The sequence below is a fragment of the Mucilaginibacter sp. A3364 genome (assembly GCF_059690715.1).
This window is the reverse complement of record NZ_JCAWED010000002.1, coordinates 744,887-770,900: the sequence shown is the minus strand read 5'-3', so window position 1 is coordinate 770,900 and position 26,014 is coordinate 744,887. Positions and strand designations below refer to the sequence as shown.

Here is a 26,014-nt window from a genome sequence, read left to right as displayed (position 1 = left end):
TTACTAATATACTACATCTGTGTTATTGATGAACGCCCTGAAAAACGAGTGCTTTACATCATCAAAAAACACTCATCATGAAAAAAACTTTAACCCTATTATTTGCTGCCGCGATGCTGTTTGCTGCCGGTTGCAAAAAAAGCGAATCGACCACCCCATCAGGCAACAACAGCTGGACATTGGGAACCATTACCTACAAAACCGCGATAACCAATAAAAGCGCAACATCAACAGGCAACACCCTGATCTACTTTTGGGACGCGGTACCAACCAGCGATCTGAAAGTAAACTCAATTGCCCTGAGTTTTAAAAACTCGCCAACCACAAGCGGTACTTATAAACTGGTTGGTGGCGTTGGTGGCACTTTAACCGGAAACCAATTTGAGCTATCTGCCGGCACGCACACATCGGCCTACGCCTACCTGGGCACCGCCATAGACGTAAATATTACCGTAACCGGCGGAAAGGTAAAAATTGACGTTCCCGAGATCACGCTTAAAAGCACAACATCATCGCCCGACTTAAAGCTTACCGCCAGCGTGCAGGAGCTATAAAATACAACCAACCATCACTCTAAATCCCGGGCCGCCTTATTGAGTTTAAGGCGGCTTTTTTTGTTGAATTTGAGGTAGTGTTTTTTAATTGTAGTTAAAATGTATATTTTGGATTCATGCAACCCCTGGCTTATCCCGACTACGACCTTGTTAATAAAAAAATACAGCAACAGGCAGCCGCGTTTGACGATCTGCCTTGTGTGGTAATTATCCATAACCTGCAAAACTGGCGGGTGGTGCATATGTCAGACCGTGGGCTTAGTCAGCTCAAGATCACCCTGCAGGAAGTGATCGATCTGTCCGCCGAAGAATATTATACCCGCTACTTTAACCATGAAGATGTAAATGATTACGCGCCCAAAATATTAGGTTTCCTGGAGCGCAATAATGGCGAAGAGTCAATAACGTATTTTCAACAGGTGCGTTTCCCGGATAGCGATGGCTGGCACTGGCACATGTCAAGCACCAAAATATTTCATCGCGACAGCAGTGGCAAGCCCTTGTATGTTATTACCACATCGGTGCCGGTTGATGCGATGCACCATATGACGGCTAAAGCCTCGCGCTTACTGGATGAGAATAACTTTCTGCGTAAAAATTTCAACAGGTTTTCGGGTTTAACAAAGCGGGAAAGAGAGGTTTTGAGGCTTACCGCATTAGGTAAAAGCTCGGCCGAGATATCGGAGGAATTATTTATTTCGGTAACTACCGCCGAAACACATCGGCGTAATTTGCGTAACAAATTGCAGGCTAACACGTCTTACGAACTCTCGCAGTATGCACGGGCTTTTGACCTGATATAATAAAAAGATAGCCCGTACCGTTAAAACACCCTGTAACACAGCGTTATTTTACGTACAAAATACCGAGAAGTAAGTATTTTTGCATGTGTATTATTTATTCAACTTTAACCTATATTAAAAACCCCATGAAATCTAACACAATTAAACTGAAATTTGCCGCAGCGGGCCTTATGGCTGTTTTCTTATTGAGCAATTGCGGTACACCCCACGTGCAACGCGTTAGCGAAACCAGCACGCACGACCTGAGCGGCCGCTGGAACGAGACCGACTCGCGTTTAACCGGCGAACAAATTGGTGCCGATATGCTGAGCCACAATTGGTATAGCACTTACGCGTCGCAAAACAAGGGCAAGCAGCCAACTATTATTGTTGGTATGATAGGCAACAAGTCGCACGAGCACATTGCTACCGAAACTTTTTCGAAAGACATTGAGCGCGCTATTATTAATTCGGGCAAAATGAAACTGGTACAATCAGGCAACATGCGCGAAGAGTTAAGAGCCGAGCGCGCTGATCAGCAAAACTTCGCGGCACAGCCAACCATTAAAAAGTTTGGTAAAGAACACGGTGCCGATTTTATGCTTACCGGTACCATCAACTCGATAGTTGACGAATACAGCAAAGAGAAAACCATATTTTACCAGATAGATCTGGAGTTGACCAATATCGAAACCAACGAAAAGGTTTGGATCGGCGACAAAAAGATCAAGAAATACCTGGGTAACAAAAAACAATAATCACCATGTACCTTCCCCTAAAAAAACTATACCTGCTTGGTGTAGGTGGCTTGCTATTGCTTTCATCATGCGCCACCTACCAGCAAAAAACAGCCGCTGTTGAGGACAATTTGTTCCAGGGCGACTTTAAGCGGGCCGTTGCCAATATTGATAATAACAAATTTTTGCAGCGCGACCGTAATAAGCTTTTGTACCTGATGGAAAAAGGTAAGATAGAATATCTTGCCGGCAACTTTGCCAAAAGTAACGAGCTGTTTGAGCAGGCCGATTTGATGATTGACGGGAAGATAAAAACAAGCATTGGCCAGGGCATAGCCTCAAAACTAACCAGCGCAAGTGCCGAGCCTTACAAAGGCGAGGATTTTGAAAAAGTAGCCATTCATTACTATAAAGCTTTAAACTATTTTGCTTTGGGCCAACCTGACGAAGCTTTGGTAGAAGCCAAGCGCATCAACATCAAACTGCTGGAGATGAATGACAAGTACGGCGAGAAAAAGAACAAATACTCGGCCGATGCTTTTTCACAAATTATACAAGGGGTATTGTACGAAGCCATTGGCGATATCAATAACGCATTTATCGCTTATCGTAATGCCGAGGAATTGTATGCCGGTAATAATAATCAATACTATGGCGTACCTATGCCAACCCAATTAAAGCAAGACCTGGTGCGCACAGCCCGACAGTTAAACTTTACCGAGGAAGCACAAGCCTACGAAAAAAAATATGGTATTGATCCACCGGTAAAACCTGTCGTAGAAGCGCCAAAAACCGCCGCCACCAAAGCCCCTGTAAAAGGCAAAGGTGTTAGAACCCTGCCTGCCAGCATGAAAAAGCCGACTGCTAAAAAAGAAGTTGTCGCAACCCCTGTATTGGCAGAGGTGCCTGCCGAAGCCAAACCAATTGGCGAGCTGATATTGTTTTGGGAAAATGGCCTTGGTCCGGTTAAGGGCCAAACCAAAATTACCGTTGCGCCGGGTCTGGGTGCTTTTAGCGACCAGGAAGGTGACCTGGTTATACCTATCCCGACAGGTGTAAATATTGGTATTACCTCAATCGCTATACCTAAATATCTATCGCGCGAAAGTTATTACCAGCAGGCGTCAGTTACGGTTGATGGTAAGGATCATTACTTTGAGTTGTCAGAAGACTATTTCTCTATCGCTAAACAATGTTTAAAAGACCGCATGCTGCGCGAAGCTGTTGATATCGCGCTACGCCTGGTAGCCAAAAAATCAGCAGGTAAAGGTTTAAGTATGCTGGCCAATCATTTCCTGGGCAGTACCGCATCACAGGTAACGTCATTAGCAACCGATGTTACTAACGCCGCTACCGAACAAGCTGATACCCGCAACTGGCAAACCCTGCCAAGCACCATAAGCTACATGCGCATACCGCTTAAAGAAGGCGATAATACCTTCCAGCTAAAAAAATACGGCCCCAACGGCAGTGTTGACGAAGACCAGATACACGTAACCGGCAAACCCGGTCTGCAGGTAATGAGCTACTTTGACCTGGGCCGCACCGTTACTAATTAGTGAGATCAGTTATAGTTTGAAGCCTCCTTCGAGAAATTGAAGGGGGCTTTTTTGTTTTCGTTATGTATCTTAGCAAAAAGCATTTTTAACTATGAAAATTAACCAGATGGCGTATTTATGGATCTTGTTTTTTCCATTTGGGGCGTGTGCCCAAAATGCTATTGACAATGTAGAGCATAATTTTAAACAGTTCACCATTTCATCTAACAACAGCTTTGGCGGTACGTTAAGCGTTAATGTAGATAGTGCGGGAAATATATTATACCTTAATGGGCCGCAGATTAAAGACCTAAAAGGAAATGACCTAAGCACAAAAAGCGCCCGATTTTCTTCCATCGGCTTTTCTGAATTTAAAAAGCTGTTAGCAGATGCTCAAATAGACCTACTACCGAAAGAGAGGCCTTGTGGTGGTTTTGATCCGATGCAGGTAAATTATAAATTAGTTAATAGTGAAGGGGTTTTTATAAGAACTGGATGTGGACTTGATAAGCCACAACAGCCGTTGTTTAACTATTTTATGCAGCTTAAAAAAAACAAATACGTTAAGTGGGCTAAAAGAAGCAACTAAATGTGTTCTTTCCTGTTTCAGCAAAGTCCTCTAACGAGAGACCCTGCTGAAACGTTGATGCATACTAATGCCTCAAAACCGCCTATCCAACTCCGTAAATATCACACTTGGGTTTTTGGCGTAATATTTTATCATGATCGAATCGCCTTGATGCAGATCCTTGGGGTTAATATCCCAGGCGCAGGTTTGCTCATATTCCGTTGGTCCTACTTTATATTTTACAACTATGGTATTGCCGTTGTGGTTATACATGCCGGTTATCAGTCCGCGGGTATATATGGTAGCCGCTTTCATGGCTGCCACTGTTCGGGGGCTTTGTTGCCTTGCGCGTTTATCCATCCATAACGCGGTACAGGCGATTACGGTTATCATAATAAATAAGGCTAATCGTGATTGGTTTCTTTCAGTCATGGCAATTACAATTTAGCTTTTAACTCCACAGCCTTAGCATGGTTGGATGTTCCTGCCGGGATCTTATCCAGCCAAACCTTCGCGTTAGCATTATCTTTTACCTTAACATAGCTTAGCGCCATGTACCAGGCCGCGTCATATTTAAACACCGATTCGCCATCGTACAACTTTTGCAGTATTGGGCGGGCTTTGGCTTCCTGCTTGTCTTCTATCAGCGTTAACGCATAGTAGTAAGCTGCCTGGCTGTTAGCCGGATTGGCTGTGTATTCCTGCGCTAATAGCTTTTCGGCTTCGCTAAATTCTTTATGATTATAGTAAGTAGCCGCTTTTTCCAGGCGTGTTTGTTCGCCTGCACCACGTTCGGCAATGCTCATGCTGCTGCCTTCGCCATATTGCTCGTAAAGGCTTTTGCGGGTCGGGATATAGATCATCAACCCTATGGCCAAAACTGCCGCAATGCCAGATAGCCAGCGCACGTATGGTTTCATGCCCACCACTTTAGCTTCCGGCTTAAAGTGTTCGGCACTTAGCATGTTGAGCGTTTGTTTCAGTTCATTGAGACCGGCATCGGGGGTAAAACGTGCCCTTAGCGTAGTGTCGGCTTCTTTATATTGAGCTACATATCGGCTTAGTTCGGTATCGCTTTGCAATTGTGCTTCAAAAGCTGCTTGCTCGGCCCCCTCCATTTCGCCATCTACATAGCGCGATGCCAGTAAAATATCGTCGTTGTTCATTGCCATTGCTTTTAATTTTGTACCAGTTTAATTAACGATGCCATGCACTCCGATTTCTTTTTGCGTAAATAACCATAAGTAACGCCCAGGGCTTCGGCCACTTTCTCCTGTGCCTCGCCTTTCATGCTCCACTCAATAATTTCTTTACAGCGCTCGCCCAGTTTTTCAAAGGCGGCGTAAAATTTTTCGGTTTGTGCTTTTTGCGCTTCCAGCTCTTCGGCCTGTGCAAAAGCATCCTCGCTGCTATGTAATACATCGTCGGTATTATTTGTTACCGGTAAAAGCGATCTTTTTTTCAATTCGTTTAACCACTTGCGCTTGCACACCATAAAAAGGAAAGCATTAAAGGGGCAGGTTAACTGCAGATCCTTGTTTTTGGCCTGGTGGTAAATATCTATCAGCGCCTCCTGGAAAATATCCGAAGCATCATCGGCATTGCCATTATTAAAACAGATGTATGAGCTAACCTGCCGGGCGCATTGCTTATATATCTCGTTAATAACCGCCGCATTATTGTTAAGCAAGCCTTCAATAAAGCGTTGGTCGGGGTGTGGTGGTTTAATCATGGTGATATAGAGGTACATGTAAGGTACGAAAATAATTTTTTAAAAAAATTTTCAAAAAGGGGGGTAACAAATTTTCATGGCCGCTGATATAGCTACAAACAACAACAAAATGGCGAGTGTCGAAAAGCCAAATAGAGTAGACAAAAACAGAAAATTAAAAACTTAAAAATACGAAACCATGAAAACTTTAAAATTATCAACCCTGGTATTAGCTGCCGCGATGTTATTTACCGTGGCTTGTAAAAAAGACAAAGAAAGCGCTAACAACGGCGTATTGAATGTAGCCAACAATGCCCACGAGTTTGTGGATGCCTTTGGCCCTAAAGCGCAATTATCAACTATTGATGCTTCAACGCTTCCAAAAACAATCACCCTGGCCGGCGGCACAAAAATTACTATCCCGGCAGGCGGCCTTAAAGTAGGTGGTGTTGCGGTAACCGGTAACGTAACTGTACAAGCCGTTGAAGTTTTAAAACGTAGCGACGTTTTATTCTACGGCTCAAACACTAACCACATCAGCGGGGCGCCTTTGGCATCTGACGGTTTTATTTATGTTGACATTAAAACCGCAGCCGGCCAAAGCGTCGACCGCTTCCTGAGTGCTCCTTTAAAAATAGAGATTCCTGCAAAACGTGCCGGTGTTACCCAATTATGGGAAGGCGTAAATGCGCAAGGCGTACCACTGGTAGCCGGCGACGCTAACCAAATGGCATGGCAAGCCCCAAAACGCGATGTACCTAATGGCGGTGCTAACGGCGCGCAGGAAGTTGCCCCTGTAAACGGCTTTTACAGCTTTAACTGGGGTACCACAGGTTGGGTTAACTGCGATATGTTATACGCTTACACCAACCCAAAAACTACCGTTACCGTTACTGTAAGCAACAACCCGGGTGCAATGGCCAGCTACCACTCTTTCAGCGGCGAAACTTATGTGTTCTTCTGCGCTAAAAACTCTCCTGTGGCAGCACAACTGTATACACCGGCCGGTACCAACATGGTAAAAAGCTATGATAACACGATGCCAATTGGTGTAGAAGGTAAAATGATCTCGTTCTCGGTAAAAGATGGTAAATACTACCTGGCCCAGCAAGAGATCACTATCAGTGCCAACCAATCATTAACCCTAACCCTAAGTGAAGTTAGCGAAGCAGCCGTGCAAGCAGCTATCACCAGCCTGGATACTTACTAATCATCAACACACACAACAATTAAATCAATCTATAAACACCTATAAAAATAGAAATCATGAAAAATTTAAAATTATCATCAATAGCCATTGCAGCCATACTATTATTCACCGTAGCCTGCAAAAAAGACCGCGACAGCGACAATGATGGCGTGCTAAACGTAGCCAACAATGCTCACCAGTTTGTAGATGCCTTTGGCCCCAAAGCCCAACTATCAACCATTGATGTAGCAAGCCTGCCAAAAACTATCACCCTGGCAGGTGGTACAAAAATTACCATCCCGGCAGGTGGCCTTAAAGTTGGCGGTGTTGCCGTAACCGGTAACGTAACCGTACAAGCTATAGAAGTTTTAAAACGCAGCGATGTATTGTTCTTCGGTTCAAACACCAACCACATTAGCGGAGCGCCTTTGGCATCAGATGGTTTTATTTATGTAGATATTAAAACCGCTAACGGTACCAGCGTCGACCGCGGATTGAGCGCACCTTTACAGATCTCTATCCCTGCCAAACGTGCCGGTATTACCCAACTATGGGAGGGTGTTAACCCACAGGGCGCACCCCTTGCCCCGGCTGAAAAAGCTCAGATGGCATGGCAGGCACCAAAAGTTGCCAACGGTCAAAATGGTAGAGAAGTAGCGCCGGTAAATAACTTTTACACCTTTGATTGGGGTACAACAGGCTGGATAAACTGCGACGTTTTCTACAGCTATGCTAACCCTAAAACTACCATCACCGTTACGGTTAACAACAACCCGGGCACAATGGCCAGCTTCCACGCTTTTGATGGCGAAACCTTTGTGTTCTTCTGTGCTAAAGGCAGCAATGTAGCCGCACAGATCTACACACCAAACGGTACCAACAGCGTAAAAAGCTATGATAACATGATGCCGATAGGTGTTGAAGGTAAACTGATCTCGTTCTGCATAAAAGATGGTAAATACTACCTGGCACAACAAGAAACAACCATTACCGCTAACCAGGCGCTAACTGTAAGTTTAAGCGAAACAAGCGAAGCCGCAGTACAAGCCGCCATAAGCAGTATGGATAACTACTAAGCCTTACTAACCAATTTATAATAAAGCGGCCCTAAAACATTGGGGCCGCTTATTATATTTAATTACTATTTTTATAAACCTGTTATACCTGCCTAAAAATGAAAAAGTTATTGCTGATAGCCCTTACCTGTTTTGCAACACAACTGCACGCGCAAGTTTTACCCACCGATACCGTGCCGGCAGGTATTGAACAAACCGACACCGACAACGGCTTACAACTTACCCCTGTATTGCGCCCCCTTCGCGGCATAGCCGGTGCCCCCGCCCCGTTTTATACCCATTTATGGGAGTTTGGCGATGGTACATTTAGCTTTGAAAAAAACCCAATACACCAATATCGCGATAGCGGAAGGTTTGATATCCGCCTGTTTGCTACCAATAATTATGATGATGGCCAGCGCCCGCCAACGCGCCCGATAAAAGGCGTTGTTAAAAAGCCAAAGCCTATGCTGGCAGCAGCACCGGTTCCGGGATTTTTTAAGCTGGATGGCAGCATAGGCCTTAAAAACAATTGCATGCCTAAGCCTGGCGACGATATGATGATGATCATGGGTTACCGTAACAAAGGCGGCGCCTTACGCCCCAACATGAGTGGTACCGTGGCTATAATGTATAACGATAAAGAGTTTAGCAACAAGAACTTTGAGCTAACAGAATCAAGAGTTTACAACGGCGAAAAACCAACCGAACTAGGCAAGATAACCAACGCCGTTGCCGCAAATAAACCTCAGCAAAATGTTTACTACGCCTCATCCGCCGCAGGCGTAACTACCGAAGAACTGAAACAAATGGTAGCTGATGCCAATGCCCCGGTTGCCGCGCAGATGGAAAACTTTAAAAGCAGCCAGGCCTGGCATTTTGATAACCTGAAAGCGGGCGAAGAGAAATACATTTTTATGCGTTTTAAAACCACGCCCGAAATGCTGAAGGATACCAACGCCACGGTGCGCCTGTCGGGAGTTTTTATGCCGGATGACCCGATGGCCGAGAAAGAGATCTTTACCGTAGAACTGCAGATCGTAGCTTCGCACGACCCTAACAAAATGTCTATCCGTAAAACCAGGATGAATTACCGCTTAACCGGTAAAAACCGAGAGCTATCGTATAAAGTGCGTTTCCAGAACAATGGTAAGGGCCCGGCAAAAAAGATAGATGTGGGTGTTAGCCTCTCGCCGGTGTTTGACCCGGCCACTATCAAAGTGATCAAATCTAAACCAGAATTGCCTATTGGCACAGCTGCTTACGCTAACCAAAGCTACCTGCAAACGGTTACAGGCAAGGATAGCGTGCACTTTATCTTCAACAATATTTACCTGCCGGGATCTGCCCAGGAAGGTGTGCACGATGCCGACTCGACCCAGGGCTTTGTAGAGTACAATATCAAGTTCAAAGAAAAACCTAAAAAGCTACCCATCTATACCGGGGCGGCCATTGTGTTTGATAAAAATGAACCGGTGTACACCAACCGCGCTGCAGGAAAGTTTAAAATGGGGCTATCGCCGGCACCTATTATTGGATTTGGTTTCCCCATACAATCCAATAAATCTGGTTATTTAACCCAGCGGAATATCAGTATCGGCGCTTCGCTGGCACCTTATTCGCCTTACAAAAAGTTTTTGCAGATAGAGGTTTACCTGAGTGATTTTAAAGAAACATCCGACACAAAAACCATTACCGCCCGTAAGGATACCACCATAGGCAAAGCATCGTATCAAATTACCAGTCGTACGCGTACCATCACCAACAAAGTGACTACCATTAACGTGGTACCGGCTTCGTTGCGCTATAATATTAACAGCTTTGTGGGGGTGGGCGCGGGTGCATTAGTGTCGTTTGATATTAATAATACCAATCAAAATAACATCACGTACGAGCTTTCCGGTTTAAATGGCACGCAGGGTAATTTAACCTTTGAAGCGCTGAACGAGAAAATAGGTAAGTCATTTTCCAACATCAAAGCCTCGCTATTTGCCGATGTGGTGCTGGGGATGGTGCGGGTTGGTCCTTCGGTGGGTTTACGGTATTTTTATGATCCGTCTACCAAGGCAAACACCATGACTACTTATGCTACGTGGAAGTTTTGATTTTAATATCCGATGATACTACAATGTTATAAGTGTAAGCACTACGCTATATCGGTTTTCAATAAACAAAAATACCTGATAAAAGCAGGCGTATCTGTAGGGCTAATGCTTCTTGGATGTTTGATTATATATGGCATGATCATAGAAAATGATCTTGACATCGTAATTGCTTTCGGCTTATTAATGGGTTCTGGCTTAGTGCTATCTTGTTTGCCTTTATCCGTTTACTATTTTATCAAGGTACTAAGGGCTAAAGAAACTATTTACACTTGTGGCTACTGCAAATTCAAATTGGCAAAGGAGGATGTAGTTGAAATTCATGGGCGTGATTCTGAAATTATGATGCATATGATACGAAAGAAGAAGCAAAGAGTTTAAATTGCCTATGCAAATTGGCTTGGCGGCCTGATATTTATATATGGCGATCAAAAAAATGGTTTATGTAATGCTTGTGCTATTGGCCCTCAGCCTGCAAATAGCCCATGCCCAATCTCCCGATATCACCGCCCAACTAACCCAGCTTAAATCCGCCAATAACCTGCAGGAATGGCTCTACACCCGCCTTGATCACGCGGCCGCCGATCCGCAGCACAACCTGCCGTTTTTAATGGCAACCCAAAAAGAAGCCTGGCGCCAACCCAAAACCGCTGAAGAGCAAACCGCCTGGATATTGCTATTGAGTAATCAAGGTTATTACCAATTACAGGCCGGCAATATTTTAAGCTCCATTAACTGTTATGAGGATGCTTACACCTACTTCTACAAACACCAACTGAAGGATTTTGATGTGGTGGAATACGTGCTCAAACCACTCAGCAACAACTACACCCGCCTGGGCGATTACGAGCGGGCCATTTATATTCAGCAAAAAGCCATCGGGCAATTAAGCACAAGCGCCGATGCCGATAAGATCGCGTCCATCTACAGCAATATGGCCATTGCTTATTACGATACGGGCAATTACACTGAAGCCAAAAGCTGCATAGCAAAAGGCAACAAATTAGTGAAAGATGCCATGGTGCGTTTCCACCTTCAGAATATTTTGGGCGATATTTTATACGAGCAGGGACAATATGCCCAGGCTGCTACCGTCCTCCAAAAAAACATCGCGACAGCAAAAAATATTAATAGCCAAAGCGCCTACTGGCTCATGGGGGCTTATACCACCTTAGGAAAGATCAACCTTAAACAAATCCGTTTAAACGAGGCCGCACTCAATTTTAATAAGGCATTTAAGCTGCTTGGCCAATATTACCCCGGTGAGCGACTGCGCGAAAAGGCCAACCTAACCGCTCAGCAAGGAATTATTGAACTGGCCAGAAAACAACCGCAAAAGGCCTTGGCCCTATTCGATCAGGCGTTGCAAATACTTCGCATCAACACCACGGCCAACCAAACCCTCACCAACCATATTTATGGCGAGAATCGTTTGGTAGAGATATTTCAGCAAAAAACCAAAGCCTACCAAATGATGGGTCGCGACGAAGCCGCCCTGCAAAACCTGCGCTTTGCTTTATTAGCTACCGATAAGATCCGTAAGGAATTTGCCGATAACAAAACCAAGGAACGCCTGCAACAGGATGCCAAGGCACTTGCCGAAGCAACGATAGAACAGGCCCTCAAGCTTTTCCATCAAACACACGATGCACAATATCATAACGTGGTCCTCCAGATAGCCGAGCAAACTAAGGCCCGCACCCTGGCGGACGAATTACAAAAAAGCCAAAAAGATAAAGCCGGAAGTAAAACAGATGCCGAGGCGCATAGGCGGCAGGAAATTGAACGCGCCATTGTGTACAACGAAAAGCTGCTCATGACCGAAAAGAACAGCGCCATTTACCAAAAGAAAATAGATGCACTGAAGTTCGACCTGGCCCTGCTAAATAAAAAGCATCGCCAACAGTCCATTGGTACCGTGGCCGATGTCAGGAGCATTTTATCGGCTTTGCCGGATAGCGTGCATGTGTTGGAGTTTTTTGTGGGGACTAACAACGCCTACCTCATTAGCATCAAAAATAAACAGATAGAAAGGGTAGTAAAGATCGCTGCCGCGGATAGTTTGCGCGGGCTGATTACCGGTTTTATGGAAACCTACTACCGCCATGGTCCGGATGCGATGTTGAACGCCCCGAAGACTTTTTTTTATGCTTCGAACGCTATCTACAAAACCCTGTTCCAAAACATCACGCCTGCAAAAGGCAACCGTATTTGCATAGTGGCAGATGATGTGTTGGGCTATTTGTCTTTCGATGGCTTGATAAGCGATAATCGTTACGAGCCTGCTATTTCGCAATGGCCGTTCTTCCTTAAAAAAGTGAATATCAGCTATGCTTTTTCGCTCAATACCCTTACTGCCAATAAAGCCGGTAAAACAGATAAAGGCTTTAGCGGCCTTTTCATCACCCACCAAAACAGCAAACCCATTGAAGCGGTAAAGAAAGAAGCCGAAGCGATACATAAAGTTATTAAAGGCAATTATGTGTATGATGATGAGGTGAACCCGGCTTCGTTTTTTAAAGCTTTTGAAAGTTCGGCTGTCTTGCATATCGGTACGCATGCTTACCTGTCGGGAACTAACAGCCAACCTACGCTAGACCTGGGTAAAGAAAAACTATACCTGTTTGAATTGCTGGCGCGACCGCAAAAGCCATCCTTAGTAGTACTAAGCGCCTGCCGTACCGGCGATGGTTTGCTGGCCCCAAGCGAGGGTATTATCAGCCTTGCCCGTGGCTTTAGCGCCATTGGCACCCCGGCCACTATTGCCGGCTTATGGAACGTAAATGACGACGCTGCTTCGCAAATTACCGCGGGGTTTTACCGCTATTTAGCTAAAGGCCAAACCAGCGGCGCGGCGCTTCACCTGGCCAAACTGGAATGGCTCAACACGCCCAAAACTTCCGATGCGTTGTATTTACCCTACTACTGGGACAGCCTCATCCTGATGGGAGTCGATGAGCAGATCAAACTGTCATCATCCAACAAAAACAACGTGGTATTCGGTGCCGCCGGCGGGCTAATTATTGCACTGGCCGTGGTTTTGGCCCGTCGCCGCCGGCTAAAAAAGCAAGCCGCTAAAATTTAGACACTTACATACCGCGGAATACTTATATTAGTGAACCAATTATTATTCCGCTGTTATGACCTGGGTACAAAACATTGATCCCCTACATAACCTTACGCTCTCGGCGCTGGTAGCGCTGGGGCCCGTGCTGGTTATTTTCTGGGCGCTCATCATCAAAAAAATGAAGGGCTATAAGGCTAGTCTGCTGGCCTGTGTAAGCGCTTTTGTTATTGCTTTGGCCGTGTATGGCATGCCGGCCAAACTGGCCCTGCTCTCGGTAGCCAACGGTGCTTTGTACGGACTGTTCCCTATTTGCTGGATCGTTATTTCGGCAGTATTCCTATTCAATGTAACCGTAAAAAGCGGGCAGTTTGAGGTCATTAAACAGTTCATGGGCACCATCACCGCCGATCGCCGTTTACAGGCCATGCTCATCGCGTTCTCCTTCGGGGCATTTTTAGAGGGGACGGCGGGCTTCGGTGCGCCGGTGGCCATTACCGCGGCTATGTTGGTGGGTTTGGAGTTTGATGCCCTGTACGCCACGGGCTTATGCCTGATAGCCAATACCGCTCCGGTTGCATTTGGTTCGGTAGGTATCCCGGTAACGGTGGCCGCCCAGGTATCGGGCTTGCCCGAGCTGGAAATTTCGCAAATGGTGGGGCGCACGTTGCCTTTTCTGTCGCTGTTGATACCCTTTTATTTGGTGGTGCTGATGTGTGGTTGGAAAAAAGTGGGCGAGGTGCTGCCGGCTATCCTGGTTTCGGGTTTATCCTTCGCTTTGCTGCAATATTTTACGTCTAACTTTTTAGGCCCGGCGTTGCCGGATATTGTGGCGGGTGTGGGTTCTATTATATCGCTGACGGTATTCCTAAAGTTCTGGAACCCCAAAACCATATGGCGCTTCGCCAATGAGCATGGTAGTGCCCAAGTAAAAACGCATAATTACACCCTTAACCAGGTGCTCACGGCCTGGTCGCCATTTTTGCTGCTCACCATCATTATCATCACCTGGGGCATGCCGCCAGTAAAGGCTTTTTTAAACGAGGTTGGACAAACGCAGTTTAACTTTCCGGGCCTGCATAACACTATTACCGATGTTAAAGGGGCGCCACTGGCACATGTTTATAAATTCAATATTTTATCAGCAGCGGGTACGGCAGTAACGCTGTCGGCTATTATTGCTATGCCTGTTATTGGTTTAAGTTTTGGGGATGGATTCAAAGAGTTTATCAAAACGTTAAAGCAACTACGCTATCCTATCATCACCATGATGTCGGTACTCGGCTTCGCCTACGTGGTGAATGATTCGGGTATGAGCACTACCATGGGTATGCTGCTGGCGGGTACGGGCGCGTTGTTCCCTTTCTTTGCGCCGGTATTGGGTTGGCTGGGTGTTTTTATCACCGGGTCGGATACGTCGTCGAACGCACTATTCTCCAAACTACAGTACGTTACCGCCGAATCCATCGGTGTACCGCCGGTGGTTACCGTGGCGGCCAATATCTCGGGTGGGGTGGTTGGTAAAATGATCTCGCCGCAATCAATAGCCGTTGCCGCGGCAGCGGGAAATTTGGTTGGTAAAGAATCAGCCCTATTTCGGTTTACCGTAAAGCACAGCTTTATTATGCTGCTGATCATCTGTGGCATTTGCCTGCTGCAGGCCTATGTTTTAAAATGGATGTTACCCGCTCCTTCTACAAATATTACGCACGAGGCCACACTAAATGCCGGCTTGCCCGGTTATATTTGTTTACTGATACTGGCGCTGATCATTGCCGTGTTTATCGGCTTCATCAAACTAACGCGCCCCAAACATTAAACCGATATGAAAATTGTAGTTCTTGACGGCTATACCCTTAATCCCGGCGACCTGTCATGGCAGGCCCTGCAGCAATCAGGCGAAGTGGTTTTCCACGATCGCACGGCCGTCAACCAAATTCCCGAACGCGCCAAAGACGCCGACGCCATACTCACCAACAAAGTGCCGCTGGATGAAAATACGCTGAACCAATTACCCAACTTAAAATACATCGGCGTAACCGCCACCGGCTTCAATATCATCAATACCGAAGTTTGTAAGCAAAAGGGGATTACGGTTACGAATGTACCGGGCTACAGTACGCCATCGGTAGTGCAATTAACCTTTGCGCTGTTGCTGGAACATTACCTGCATGTACAACGCCACAGCGACGCTGTGATGGATGGTAAATGGTCGCGCTCGGCCGATTTTTGTTTCTGGGATTTTCCGCTTACCGAGCTGGCCGGCAAAACTATCGGTATCATCGGCTTTGGCAGTATAGGCCAAAAAGTGGGCGATGTGGCAACTGCTTTCGGCATGAACATCATCGCCGCCGGTCGCAGGCATACTGATCAATCGCATCGCGCCAATTTTAAATGGGTGAGAAATGATGAGCTTTTTGCGCAGGCAGATGTAGTGAGCATTCATTGCCCGCTAACCCCCGAAACACAGGGCCTTATCAACAAAACCAATCTGGCTAAAATGAAACCCTCTGCCATACTGTTAAATACATCACGTGGCCCGATTGTGAATGATGCCGACCTGGCCGAAGCACTGAACAATGGCATTATTGCCGGTGCCGGGATAGATGTACTTTCGGTAGAGCCACCGTCGGCAGATAATCCGCTGTTTAAAGCGAAGAACTGCATTATCACCCCGCACATAGCCTGGGCGAGTAAAGAGGCTCGCGAGCGGTTGATGGATATTACGTTGGCTAATTTGAAAGCGTTTCAAAGCGGACAGCCGGTAAATGTGGTGAACGCCTGACGCATGAATATCCTTATCGCCTCCAATGCTTTTAAGAACAGTTTAGATGCTCAAACAGCGGCGCAAGCAATCGTTGAAGGTTTTGCGCAAAGCGAGTTGGACTGCACATGCCGGCTATTTCCGGTAGCCGATGGTGGCGATGGAACGGGCGATCTGATCATCAAGCATCTAAAAGGCGAAGAGATAAGCATTGCCGTACACGACGCTTTAGGCAGAATAATACAAGCCACTTACGGCCTGATTGACAACGGCAAAACCGCCGTAATAGAAATGGCCAATGCCGCTGGTATCCGTTTGCTGAAACGTGATGAGCTTAACCCTATGCAAGCCAACAGCGCCGGCACGGGTGAAATGATCATTGACGCTTTGGATAAAGGTGTCAACAAAATCATCATCGGCATGGGCGGCTCTGCAACAGTTGATGGTAGTGTGGGGATATTGAGCGCCTTGGGTGCGCGGTTTTTGGATGATGACGGTAATGAATTAAAACCGGTGCCGGGAGAGCTTGCCTCTTTAGCAAGCGTTGATACTTCGGGATTGGACAGGCGCACCTTCAACTGCGAAACAATTATTTTATGCGATGTAGACAATCAACTCCTTGGTGATCAAGGTGCGGCTGCAGTGTTTGGTCCGCAAAAAGGCGCTACACCTGCTGATGTTTTATTGTTGGATGAATTTTTACAGAAGCTGGCAAACATTGCCCAAAAGCAAACAGGCATTGACATGGCCGGGATAAAACACAGTGGCACAGCAGGCGGGGCGGCAGCGGGCCTACATGCCTTTATTAACGCTAAGCTGGTAAGCGGCGCAAGTTCTTTTTTAGCCCTAACTGGTTTTGCAGAAGCATTAAAAGCCGCCGACCTGGTCATAACCGGCGAAGGCAGCATTGACGAGCAAACGCTGCAAGGCAAAGCGCCCGCGGCTGTAGCTAAAGCGGCTAAACAACTCGGGTTACCGGTATTTGGCGTGGCGGGAAATATCCCGACAGGAAAAAACGAAGCGTTGGCTCAATACTTTGATAAGCTGATCAATATTAACCCGGAGCTGGTGGATATCAGCACCGCGCTGGCAAATACGTATAAAAACCTGGTTAACGTGGCGCGGATGTTAGGCGATGGGTTGGCAGGGCGCTAGCCTGCTTTTACCCTCAAATCGTAAAAACCTCGTTACCCAATTAAGTCAGCCCCTTACAGCGAAAACGATTACGCATTTTCTGCTTACGGCTAAAAACCGATTAGCTATATTTGAATTGATATGGTATAACCAATTAGCAGCACCCTGTGTCCATGTCAAAAATTACAATGAACAAAAAGTATCTTTATTTAGTGGGCGCAGTACTGGCCGCAGGTGTTCTGTACCAATGTACCACTCGTAAACAAGTTAACACACCTACCGCCGCTCAGCCCGAGCCGGCACCTGTTGTGGCCTACAATCCGCCGAAGGCCGATCCCAACAACTCGCCGGTAGTGCCGGCGGATCAGTCCATCAGCAAAATGAAGCTGGAGGAAGGTTTTACCATTAAACTTATCGCGTCCGAGCCGATTGTGAGCACCCCGGTTGCCATGAGCTTTGATAACAAAGACCGTATGTGGGTGGTTGAGATGGACAATTACATGCCCGATAGCCTGGGTCACGGCGAAGAAAAGCCAACCGGCAAACTGGTGGTAATAGCCGATAGGGACAACGATGGCGTTATGGACGACCGGAAAATAGTGGTCGACTCGCTACTAATGCCACGCGCCCTTTGCCTGATAGAGGGCGGCGTATTAATTGCCGAACCACCTAAACTGTGGTACTACAAACTGGAAAACGATAAACCGGTAAGCAAAACACTGGTTGACGCTAAATACACCGAAGGCGGTAACGTAGAACACCAACCCAACGGCCTGTACCGCGCTTTGGATAACTGGATCTACAACGCCAATTCAGAAAAACGTTACCGTAAAAGCGGCGACAAATGGCTGATTGAAAAAACACATGGCCGCGGCCAGTGGGGTATAACCCAGGATAATGCCGGCCGTATGTATGCCAACGATAACTCTACCAACCTGCAAGGCGATTTTTTCCCGCCAAGTTTGGGTAATGCCAACACCAACCAGCGCAATATCTCAGGCTTTAATTATCGTACGGTGCCTGATAATAAAGTGTTCCCTATCCGCCCTACACCGGGGGTTAACCGTGGGTATATGAAGGGTATTTTAGATGATAGCCTGCGATTGGTCAATTTCACGGCAGCGTGCGGCCCGCTGATTTATAGAGGTGGATTGTTTGGGCCTGAGTATGAGTTTAACGCGTTTGTGGCCGAGCCATCAGCCAATCTCATCAAACGTAATATCATTACCGAAAAGGGCTACATGGTGCGCGGTAAGGAGGCCTACCACGGCAAAGAATTTTTAGCCAGTGTTGACGAGCGCTTCCGCCCGGTGAGTTTGTATGACGGACCGGATGGCGCCATGTATGTGGTTGATATGTACCGTGGCATTATACAGCATAAAACGTATTTGACACCGTATTTAAAAGGCGAGATAGGCAAACGTAACCTAACCCAACCGCTATCATGCGGCCGCATTTACAAAATATATCCCGCAAGGAAAAAACCGGTAAGCGTTACCTTCCCGGAAGATCCGATTAAACTGGTGGAGCTGTTAGGCAACACCAACGGCTTCGTACGTGATCGCGCGCAGCAAATACTGGTTGATACCAAACCGGCTGCCGCGTTACCAGCCTTGCATGCTGCGGTAAAACAATCGACGAACCCATTCCTGGCTATCCATGCTTTATGGACGCTGGAAGGTTTTAAAGCCATACAAACCGAGGAAGTACTGGCCATGCTGCAATCGCCGCAATGGCAGCTGCGCATGCAGGCTTTAACGGTTATTCCTAATGTGGTTAGCCAAAGCAATCAGGCGCAATACACTGCAGCCCTGCAACAAATTGTGGCTAAGAGTGACACGGTAGCTGCGCCGTTTGTAGCTTTTGTGGCGCAGAGCCTGCAAGCATTCGATAAAAAAGCTGCCGACGGCATATTGCTGAGCCTGGTGCAAAAGTACCCGCATGATGTTTATGTGGCCGATGCAGTAATATCCAACTTAAAAGACCGTGAGACCGCGTTTAAAAAGGAAGTGGCCAAAGTTGTACCCGATACATCCCGCAACATCCACAAACGCTTACAGTTGATTATAAAGGCCCAAGAAGACGCCAAACGCGTAAGCGACCCGGTAGCACTGGCCAAGCTTTACCCTAAAGGCGCGGTAATATTCAACACCGTTTGTAAAACCTGCCATGGCGAAGATGGTGGCGGTGTTGTTGGCCTGGCCCCGCCGCTTAACCGCTCAGAGTGGGTTAATGGTAGTAAAGAGGTACTCATATCTATATTGTTAAAAGGTTTGACCGGTCCGGTTACCGTACGTGGTAAGGTGTATAAAGCGCCGGAGGTTGCGGGCGAGATGCCGGGCTTTGCGGATAACAAAGAGTATACTGATATCGAGATCTCGCAAATTGCAAGCTACATCCGCGCGGCATGGAACAATCGCGCCGGCAAAGTAAACCCTGATGATGTTTTTGTAGTGCGCGACAGGTTTAAAAACCGCGTAAAATCGTTCACTGCGGATGAGTTGGACGAGAAATCGAAAACTAACTAATAACAGCTACAAACTACCCAGGCTCCGTTAGGAGCACCTGTTTATAGTCTTAGCATAAACAATCACAAGAGCCCCGTAGGGGCTTCCTAACCGGAAGCCATCCACGGGGCTTTTTGCTGCAAAATATTTCTGCCTTAACCCTATTGATTATAAATTAATTAGTTCGTAAATTGTATTACAGTTGATGCCATACGTCTTTTACTCAAAAAAGGGGGTTATCATGAAAAAATCAATCACCATGAACCAAGGCGAGAAAGCCGCCGAGGTTAAAGCAGAGGCTCCATGCCCGCAAGCTATTCCCGCCAGGAAAACGCTGAATTACAAACCATGCGACCACAGTTACGGCCGAACGAACCGAAGATCAATAGGCGTAAACCACGAGCCCGGGCTTTACTATTAATTGCATTTAACACGATGTTTTAACGTATGGTGTAATGCGATGGGCTTGCTGTGCTTAATAATTAAATAAATATCGTCAAAACATATTTGGAATGGGTCTGTTTATATCCGTACAATAAAACAACAAGACCTATGAAAAAGTTAAGTTCAATGATGATGATCGCGGCAGCCGTATTTATGTTACAGGCTTGCGGCGGAGGAAAAGACAGCACCGAGACTGCTGATAGTGTTAACGCGGTAAAAGACACCACCACAACGGGCGAAACCGGTATTGCCGTAGTGGCCGATGATGCCAAATTTGCCGTTGACGCGGCTAATGGCGGTATGACGGAAGTAGAAGCCAGCAAACTGGCCGAACAAAAAGCCAGCAACGCTAAAGTAAAGGAATTTGCTACCATGATGGTTAACGACCATTCAAAAGCAAATGCCGAACTGATGGCCCTGGCCAAAACCAAAAACATAACCCTGCCCGATTCATTAAATGATGCCTCTAAAAAAGAACTGGCAGACCTGTCGGCTAAATCAGGATCGGAGTTTGATAAGGCATATGTTAAGGCGATGGTTGATGGCCATGATAAAACCGTGACTATGTTTGAAGACGCCAGCAAGAACCTGAAAGACGCTGACCTGAAAGCATTTGTTGACAAAACTTTGCCTACAATTAAAGGTCACCAGGGCCATATTAAAGCCATTCACGACGGTATGAAATAATAAACCGTAAAGAAAAAATGTTAAAAAAGGAGCAAAAACAATCGATTTTGCTCCTTTTTTGTTGGTTTTGGACATTTTTTCACAAAAAAATAAAAAAATATACCTACTAAGTATATAGGAATTTTATACATTTGTAATACTTATTACTATCGGACTAAACCAATTTGTTCTTTATGAGAATAATAAGATCAGTTAATGGAAGGGAGAAGCGTAGTAACTTCTCCTTTTTTTGTGCCCTAAACTTTCCTAAATAAATTAAAAATGCACATAAATTTGCTGGTTTTATTGAGTTTTGGTCAAAAAATCAACCGTTTTAATTAAAATATAATAGGTTTTAAGCTTTCAGATTGGCTACCAGCGAGTCGTGTAGTTTATCAACCTCTATGGGTTTGCGTAAGAAGCCGGTAAAATAGGGGCGATATTCGTCCTGGTACTCGGCGGTTATATCGGCTGTAAGGGCAAATACGGGGGTGTCTGTATTCAGGTTGGGCTTGCCGGTTATTTGTTTGGTAGCTTCAAAGCCATCCATTTCGGGCATGTGTATGTCCATCAAAATAAAATCAAAAGCTTCGCGGTTTGCTTTCTCCAGGGCCTCTAGCCCGTTTTTGGCATGATCGGCGGTCATGTTCCAGTTGCGCAGCAGTTTGGTAAGCACCATGGCGTTTATCAGGTTGTCTTCGGCAATAAGCACGCGTTTGCCGCTAAGCAGGGTAGAGAATTTTGATTTGATCTCGGTTGGCTGGCTTGATCGTGCAGCCGTAATCTCGAAGGAGAAAGTTGAGCCCGCACCCTCTGCGCTGCTTACCATAACGCTGCTGTTATGCAGCTCCACCAGTTTTTTAACAATGGCCAAACCCAGGCCCGATCCGCTTTGTTTTTTGGTGGTAATGGATTTGGGCTGGCTAAAGCTATCAAATATAGTTTCCAGGTGATCGGCACTTATGCCCTGTCCGGTATCTTTGATAGAGAGCTTTAAAGTATCGTTTTGTACTTGCGTAGCTGTTTTTTCAATAATTATGCTAACGCTACCTTGCTGTGTAAACTTAATGGCGTTGGTAACCAGGTTGCCCAGTATCTGCGATATTTTGGTTTCGTCCATCAGGTAGGAGTCGGCCACGCCATCGCCAATTGTTAAGTTAAGTTCAAGGCCTTTTTCGTTGGCCAGGTTAATGTAGGTGTTCCTGATATTCTCCAGCAGTTGTATAAAGCGGGTGGGGTGTATTTCCAGTTCGGCTTTGCCAACTTCCAGCTTGGTAAAATCTAAAATATCGTTTATCAGCAACAGCAAATTGTTTGACGCAAAACGCAGGGCGCTTATCAGCTCCTGCTCTTCTTTGGCAGCTTTATCCGCCAGTAAAGAGGCAATGGTAATAACAGCATTAAGCGGCGTACGTATCTCATGGCTCATGGTCGACAGGAAATCCTGCTTTACGCGGGCAGCCTGTTCGGCCAGGTTTTTTTTCTCGATCATCTCGGCACGTTCCAATTGCATTTGCGCCTCTTTGCGAACGGTGTCCATACGGCTAAGCAGCTCGTAGTTTTCAATAACCTTGAGGGTTTGCGTGTTTATTACGGTATCTTTTTCTTTCAGATAGAGCTCCAGGTATTGTAAAGCCTCAACCGGTTTATTTTGTTGCTTGTACAGTTTGTAGTACTGGTAATAGCATTTAAACCTAACCATCACCAACTGGTAACTGTCGCTTTGCGCAATGCCTTTTTGTAAAAACTCCAGCGCTTTTTCATACTGGTTGGTTTCTACGTATAACATCGCCAAACGATGATAAACCATGCCCAGGCCCAGCTTCTCGCCCATTTCAAGGTGAATGTTTACCGAGGTTAGAAAGTCAGCTTCGGCTTCGGTATAACGTTTGGTGGCCAGGTAAACTTTACCACGACCGTATAACGAAAATGCCAGTCCGCGTATATCGCCTGTTTGGTTTTTCAGGGCGATGGAGCGTTCTATCATCTGCGTGGCCTTTTCAATTTGCCCTTGCTTTAAATAAATGCTTGATAGCGGGTTATACGCGTTTGATTTTTGGTTGAGATCGCCCACCATTTTGGCGGCCGCTATAGCATCCTCGTAGGTTTTAATGGCGTTGCGCTCATCGCCAAAATAATCATAAACGGTACCTAATGATTTATGCGCCCGGGCCAGGTTATGGTAATCGTTATGCTTGCGATAGATGGTGATACAATCAATAAGGTTGATGAGGCCCAGGTGATAGTTATCCGTTTTATAATAAACCCCGGCTATATTGTATTTGGCGCCGGCAATGCCCAACTCATCTTTCAGCTGCGTAAAGTATTCAATGGCCTGTTCGGAGATATTGATGGCTTTTTCGTGTTCGCCCTGTATCATGTAAAACAAACCCAACTGACTAAGGCTGCGTGCCTGCAGGTCGACCAGATTGTTTTCGATACTAATGTTTAGGGCTTGTTGAGCCAGTTCGGTGCTTCGTTTTAAATTGTTGGTACGGCAAGCATACGCTTCGTCTAAAAGCGATATGATATGGTTATGGTGCTGCTGCGCAATGGTTGACATAACGACGATACGAACAAAGTGATAAGCGGGTTACCGGCAATAATAAATAAAAAAAGCGGGCCCTAAAATTCCTTAACTAGAAATGAAAAAAATGTTTTGGAAAGATAAATTAAAATAAGCTGGTTTGCAAGCCTTTTGTTACAGGCTCCGGGCTTATATCTGGCTGATTGCTAATGTAATACACCGGCGTTTCCTGGTAGCGCGAAGCGATGATAATTTGCGTATTCCCGGCATGGGTTTGAAACAAGTTACGCGCCAGGTCAGGGTCATTATTATCTTTTGATAGGTGCGATAAAAACAGGTGCGACATGTAGGCCGGCTTATAATCCATAAAAAGCGCCAGGGCCTGTTTGTTGGATAAGTGCCCGTGCCCGCCACGGATGCGGCGTTTTAAGTGGTACGGATAGCGCCCCGTTTCCAACATTACCTCATCATAGTTAGCCTCTAAAAAGGCCGCGTGGCATTGTTGGAAGTGGTTGACCAGATTCTCGCAAACAGCCCCCAAGTCGGTAAATACACCCACCCGCACATCGCCGCAGGCCACGGTAAAGCTATGCGGATGCGCGGCATCATGCAATTTGCTGAACGGTGTGATAACAAGCTCACCTATTTGAACGGGTACATCTGCCGCAAAGGTTTTTACCAGTTCGGGTATCAGCATTAAACCACCATATTGCATAGTAAGCGGCGTTATATAAACCGGCAACTGGTATTTTTTAGCCAGCACGGTGATACCGCGGATATGATCGCTATGTTCATGCGAAACAAAGATGGCGCGCACCTTACGCATGCTCAGGCCCAGGCGGGCCATGCGTGCTTCGGTTTCTTTGCATGATATGCCTACATCAACCAATACTGCATCGTGCTCATTACCTACGTAATAGCAGTTGCCGTTGCTTCCGGAATTTAATGATGTAATATATAGCGACATGTGTTTACAAAGTAACCGGTTTTTGCCACAATTTACAACGATGTGGAAAGTATTTTAGTTATAAGGAAAATGGCTGAAATACTATTTACGATCATAATTAGTTATATTAGTACTACCAATTAACCTTAATATCACTGCTTTATGAAAACCTTTGCATTTTCCTGTGTAGGCCTGTTAATGTGCATCTTAACAGCATCGGCACAAACAGCCAAAATAAACGTTAATGTTGCTAATAGTATGGCTGATAGCTACGCGTATCGCGTACAGCAGCTACCCGATGGTTATAAACGTATAAATGTTAAATATGATGTGGACCCCAAAACCGAAAACAGGGTAAGCACCCTTGTAATAAACGGCAATGAGGCTAAACGCGTAGATTTATATTTAAGCGATGGTGTGAGCAAAGGCAAAACGCTTCACTATGTTTTGTTTGTTTCGCCGGGCGATGATATGACCTTTAAGGCTGATTTTAGCAAAGTGGGTAATGCCCTTGCAATTACCGGCAAAGGCGCCGGCAATAATCAGCCCATGCTGGATAAATTGGTGGGAACGCCGGATACACGGCGGTTTAAGGATGATACTTTGCCCGGTAATTTTTTGGCAGAGATAATTAAACGCCAACGTTTTAACGAAAACTTGCTTAACGAATATATAGCCAGGTATTTTCCTTCTGACGAGTTTGTCAAGATCTATAAATACAACAATACGTACTTTGCTGCCGAGGCTTATACCTCGTTTTTAGGTAACCATAAATACGAGCTAAAGGACGATGTTTTAAAAAGAGTAATGCCAACCTGGCTTAAAGTGCAGGATAGTTTATTTACCGCTACGCGGGAAGGCAAGCCGGTGGCTAAAGGTTTAAGTGCGCTGAATAATGACGATGCATTGGTATCGCCTACTTATAAAACGCTTTTAAGCATTTTTTTGCTGCGCGAAAAAGAGCGCCAGTGGAGCATGGCGCGTGAAGAACCGGATGCTTTTTTTAAGCAATGGTATAATACCGATAAAGATTCCGGTGCAAAGCTATTTGGCACTGACCCGCAAAACGAGTTTGTGGAACGCATTATAAACCGCTATTTTACCGGTAAAACGGCCGAATATTTATATACCATGCTATTTAACGGGGCGGAGGGGGAAAGGAACCCAACCAGCATACCGCAAATATTTGCCCGGTTTAAAAAGCAATACCCTAAAAGTACTTACCTGGCCACTTATCAACCATTTGTTGATGCTGTAGTAAAAAGAGAAACCCTGCCGCTAACCGATAAAATGGTTTTTGTTGAAAACAATGGCGTAAAGCTTAAAACGCTTGAGGAAGTGCTTGCGCTAAGCAAAGGCAAAACCGTATTGGTTGATATGTGGGGCACCTGGTGCGGCCCATGCCGCGAAGAAATTGAAAAGAACTCGGCCAAAATAAAGGAGCATTTTAAGGGTAAAGACGTGAATTACCTGTACATAGCCAACTACGACTCAAAAAGCCAGGAAAAGTGGAAAAAGCTCATCGCTTATTTCAGCATGGAGGGCACCCATATATTGGCCAGCGACGAACTGAATAAAGACATCATGACCAAAGTGAAGGGCGAAGGTTACCCAACATATTTTATCATTAAAAAAGATGGTACGTTTGAGTTGTCAAAAGCCGGTTACCCGATGGATAGGAATGTGTTGATCAAGCAGCTGGAAGCGGCGGCGGGTTTTTAACATT

Annotated in this window: 21 protein-coding genes; 16 read left to right on the top strand and 5 right to left on the bottom strand. The window is 45.9% G+C overall.

What is annotated here, in order from left to right; genetic code table 11:
- Positions 1-77 precede the first annotated feature (77 nt).
- The 5 genes from AC59JT_RS15680 (at position 78) to AC59JT_RS15660 (ending at position 4,200) form a co-directional block, all read left to right on the top strand.
- The gene (locus AC59JT_RS15680) at positions 78-554 is read left to right on the top strand and encodes a hypothetical protein (RefSeq protein WP_497400611.1); all 477 of its coding nucleotides are present in this window, start codon (positions 78-80) and stop codon (positions 552-554) included.
- A gap of 116 nt (positions 555-670) precedes the next feature.
- Entirely contained in the window at positions 671-1,357 is a 687-nt protein-coding gene (locus tag AC59JT_RS15675) for a response regulator transcription factor (protein WP_497400609.1), read from the top strand.
- 125 nt (positions 1,358-1,482) lie between these two features.
- Complete coding sequence (locus tag AC59JT_RS15670; protein ID WP_497400607.1) at positions 1,483-2,094, top strand: penicillin-binding protein activator LpoB; 612 nt, start codon at positions 1,483-1,485, stop codon at positions 2,092-2,094.
- Between the two features lie 5 nt (positions 2,095-2,099).
- Entirely contained in the window at positions 2,100-3,632 is a 1,533-nt protein-coding gene (locus AC59JT_RS15665) for a COG3014 family protein (protein WP_497400605.1), read from the top strand.
- Positions 3,633-3,723: 91 nt separating this feature from the next.
- Positions 3,724-4,200, top strand: coding sequence for a hypothetical protein (locus tag AC59JT_RS15660; RefSeq protein ID WP_497400603.1), 477 nt, complete (start codon positions 3,724-3,726; stop codon positions 4,198-4,200).
- A gap of 72 nt (positions 4,201-4,272) precedes the next feature.
- Here AC59JT_RS15660 and AC59JT_RS15655 read toward each other — a convergent pair whose 3' ends face one another.
- Genes AC59JT_RS15655 through AC59JT_RS15645 form a run of 3 tightly spaced genes read right to left on the bottom strand, consistent with a single transcriptional unit; the run spans position 4,273 to position 5,911 of the window.
- On the bottom strand, positions 4,273-4,572 hold the full coding sequence (locus AC59JT_RS15655; protein WP_497400601.1) for a hypothetical protein: 300 nt from the start codon (positions 4,570-4,572) through the stop codon (positions 4,273-4,275).
- Between the two features lie 44 nt (positions 4,573-4,616).
- Positions 4,617-5,351 (bottom strand): hypothetical protein, encoded by a 735-nt coding sequence (locus AC59JT_RS15650; protein ID WP_497400599.1) that lies wholly within the window; start codon positions 5,349-5,351, stop codon positions 4,617-4,619.
- Between the two features lie 5 nt (positions 5,352-5,356).
- A complete protein-coding gene (locus tag AC59JT_RS15645; protein WP_497400597.1) occupies positions 5,357-5,911 on the bottom strand; it encodes an RNA polymerase sigma factor in 555 nt (184 codons plus the stop codon).
- 178 nt (positions 5,912-6,089) lie between these two features.
- Here AC59JT_RS15645 and AC59JT_RS15640 point away from each other — a divergent pair, with 178 nt between their 5' ends.
- The 10 genes from AC59JT_RS15640 (at position 6,090) to AC59JT_RS15595 (ending at position 20,836) form a co-directional block, all read left to right on the top strand.
- The gene (locus AC59JT_RS15640; RefSeq protein ID WP_497400595.1) at positions 6,090-7,100 is read left to right on the top strand and encodes a hypothetical protein; all 1,011 of its coding nucleotides are present in this window, start codon (positions 6,090-6,092) and stop codon (positions 7,098-7,100) included.
- 56 nt (positions 7,101-7,156) lie between these two features.
- Entirely contained in the window at positions 7,157-8,155 is a 999-nt protein-coding gene (locus AC59JT_RS15635) for a hypothetical protein (protein WP_497400593.1), read from the top strand.
- Between the two features lie 98 nt (positions 8,156-8,253).
- A complete protein-coding gene (locus AC59JT_RS15630) occupies positions 8,254-10,239 on the top strand; it encodes a PKD domain-containing protein (RefSeq protein WP_497400591.1) in 1,986 nt (661 codons plus the stop codon).
- A gap of 418 nt (positions 10,240-10,657) precedes the next feature.
- The gene (locus tag AC59JT_RS15625; protein WP_497400589.1) at positions 10,658-13,321 is read left to right on the top strand and encodes a CHAT domain-containing protein; all 2,664 of its coding nucleotides are present in this window, start codon (positions 10,658-10,660) and stop codon (positions 13,319-13,321) included.
- Between the two features lie 55 nt (positions 13,322-13,376).
- Positions 13,377-15,119, top strand: a complete 1,743-nt coding sequence (locus tag AC59JT_RS15620; protein ID WP_497400587.1) for an L-lactate permease — start codon at positions 13,377-13,379, stop codon at positions 15,117-15,119.
- Between the two features lie 6 nt (positions 15,120-15,125).
- Positions 15,126-16,085 (top strand): D-2-hydroxyacid dehydrogenase, encoded by a 960-nt coding sequence (locus AC59JT_RS15615; protein ID WP_497400585.1) that lies wholly within the window; start codon positions 15,126-15,128, stop codon positions 16,083-16,085.
- Between the two features lie 3 nt (positions 16,086-16,088).
- Positions 16,089-17,219: a glycerate kinase gene (locus tag AC59JT_RS15610; RefSeq protein ID WP_497400583.1), complete on the top strand. Its 1,131-nt coding sequence runs from the start codon at positions 16,089-16,091 to the stop codon at positions 17,217-17,219.
- 167 nt (positions 17,220-17,386) lie between these two features.
- Positions 17,387-19,726 carry a DUF7133 domain-containing protein gene (locus tag AC59JT_RS15605; protein WP_497400581.1) on the top strand — a complete coding sequence of 780 codons (2,340 nt, stop codon included), beginning with the start codon at positions 17,387-17,389 and terminating at the stop codon, positions 19,724-19,726.
- A 220-nt stretch (positions 19,727-19,946) separates the two neighbouring features.
- Positions 19,947-20,126, top strand: coding sequence for a hypothetical protein (locus tag AC59JT_RS15600; protein WP_497400579.1), 180 nt, complete (start codon positions 19,947-19,949; stop codon positions 20,124-20,126).
- A 131-nt stretch (positions 20,127-20,257) separates the two neighbouring features.
- Entirely contained in the window at positions 20,258-20,836 is a 579-nt protein-coding gene (locus tag AC59JT_RS15595) for a DUF4142 domain-containing protein (RefSeq protein WP_497400577.1), read from the top strand.
- 334 nt (positions 20,837-21,170) lie between these two features.
- On the opposite strand, the gene AC59JT_RS15590 is transcribed toward AC59JT_RS15595, so the two are convergent.
- On the bottom strand, positions 21,171-23,378 hold the full coding sequence (locus tag AC59JT_RS15590; protein ID WP_497400575.1) for a tetratricopeptide repeat-containing hybrid sensor histidine kinase/response regulator: 2,208 nt from the start codon (positions 23,376-23,378) through the stop codon (positions 21,171-21,173).
- Positions 23,379-23,487: 109 nt separating this feature from the next.
- Positions 23,488-24,309 carry an MBL fold metallo-hydrolase gene (locus AC59JT_RS15585; protein ID WP_497400573.1) on the bottom strand — a complete coding sequence of 274 codons (822 nt, stop codon included), beginning with the start codon at positions 24,307-24,309 and terminating at the stop codon, positions 23,488-23,490.
- A gap of 141 nt (positions 24,310-24,450) precedes the next feature.
- Between AC59JT_RS15585 and AC59JT_RS15580 the strand changes: the two genes are divergently transcribed.
- Complete coding sequence (locus AC59JT_RS15580; RefSeq protein ID WP_497400571.1) at positions 24,451-26,010, top strand: TlpA family protein disulfide reductase; 1,560 nt, start codon at positions 24,451-24,453, stop codon at positions 26,008-26,010.
- The last annotated feature ends 4 nt before the right edge of the window (positions 26,011-26,014 follow it).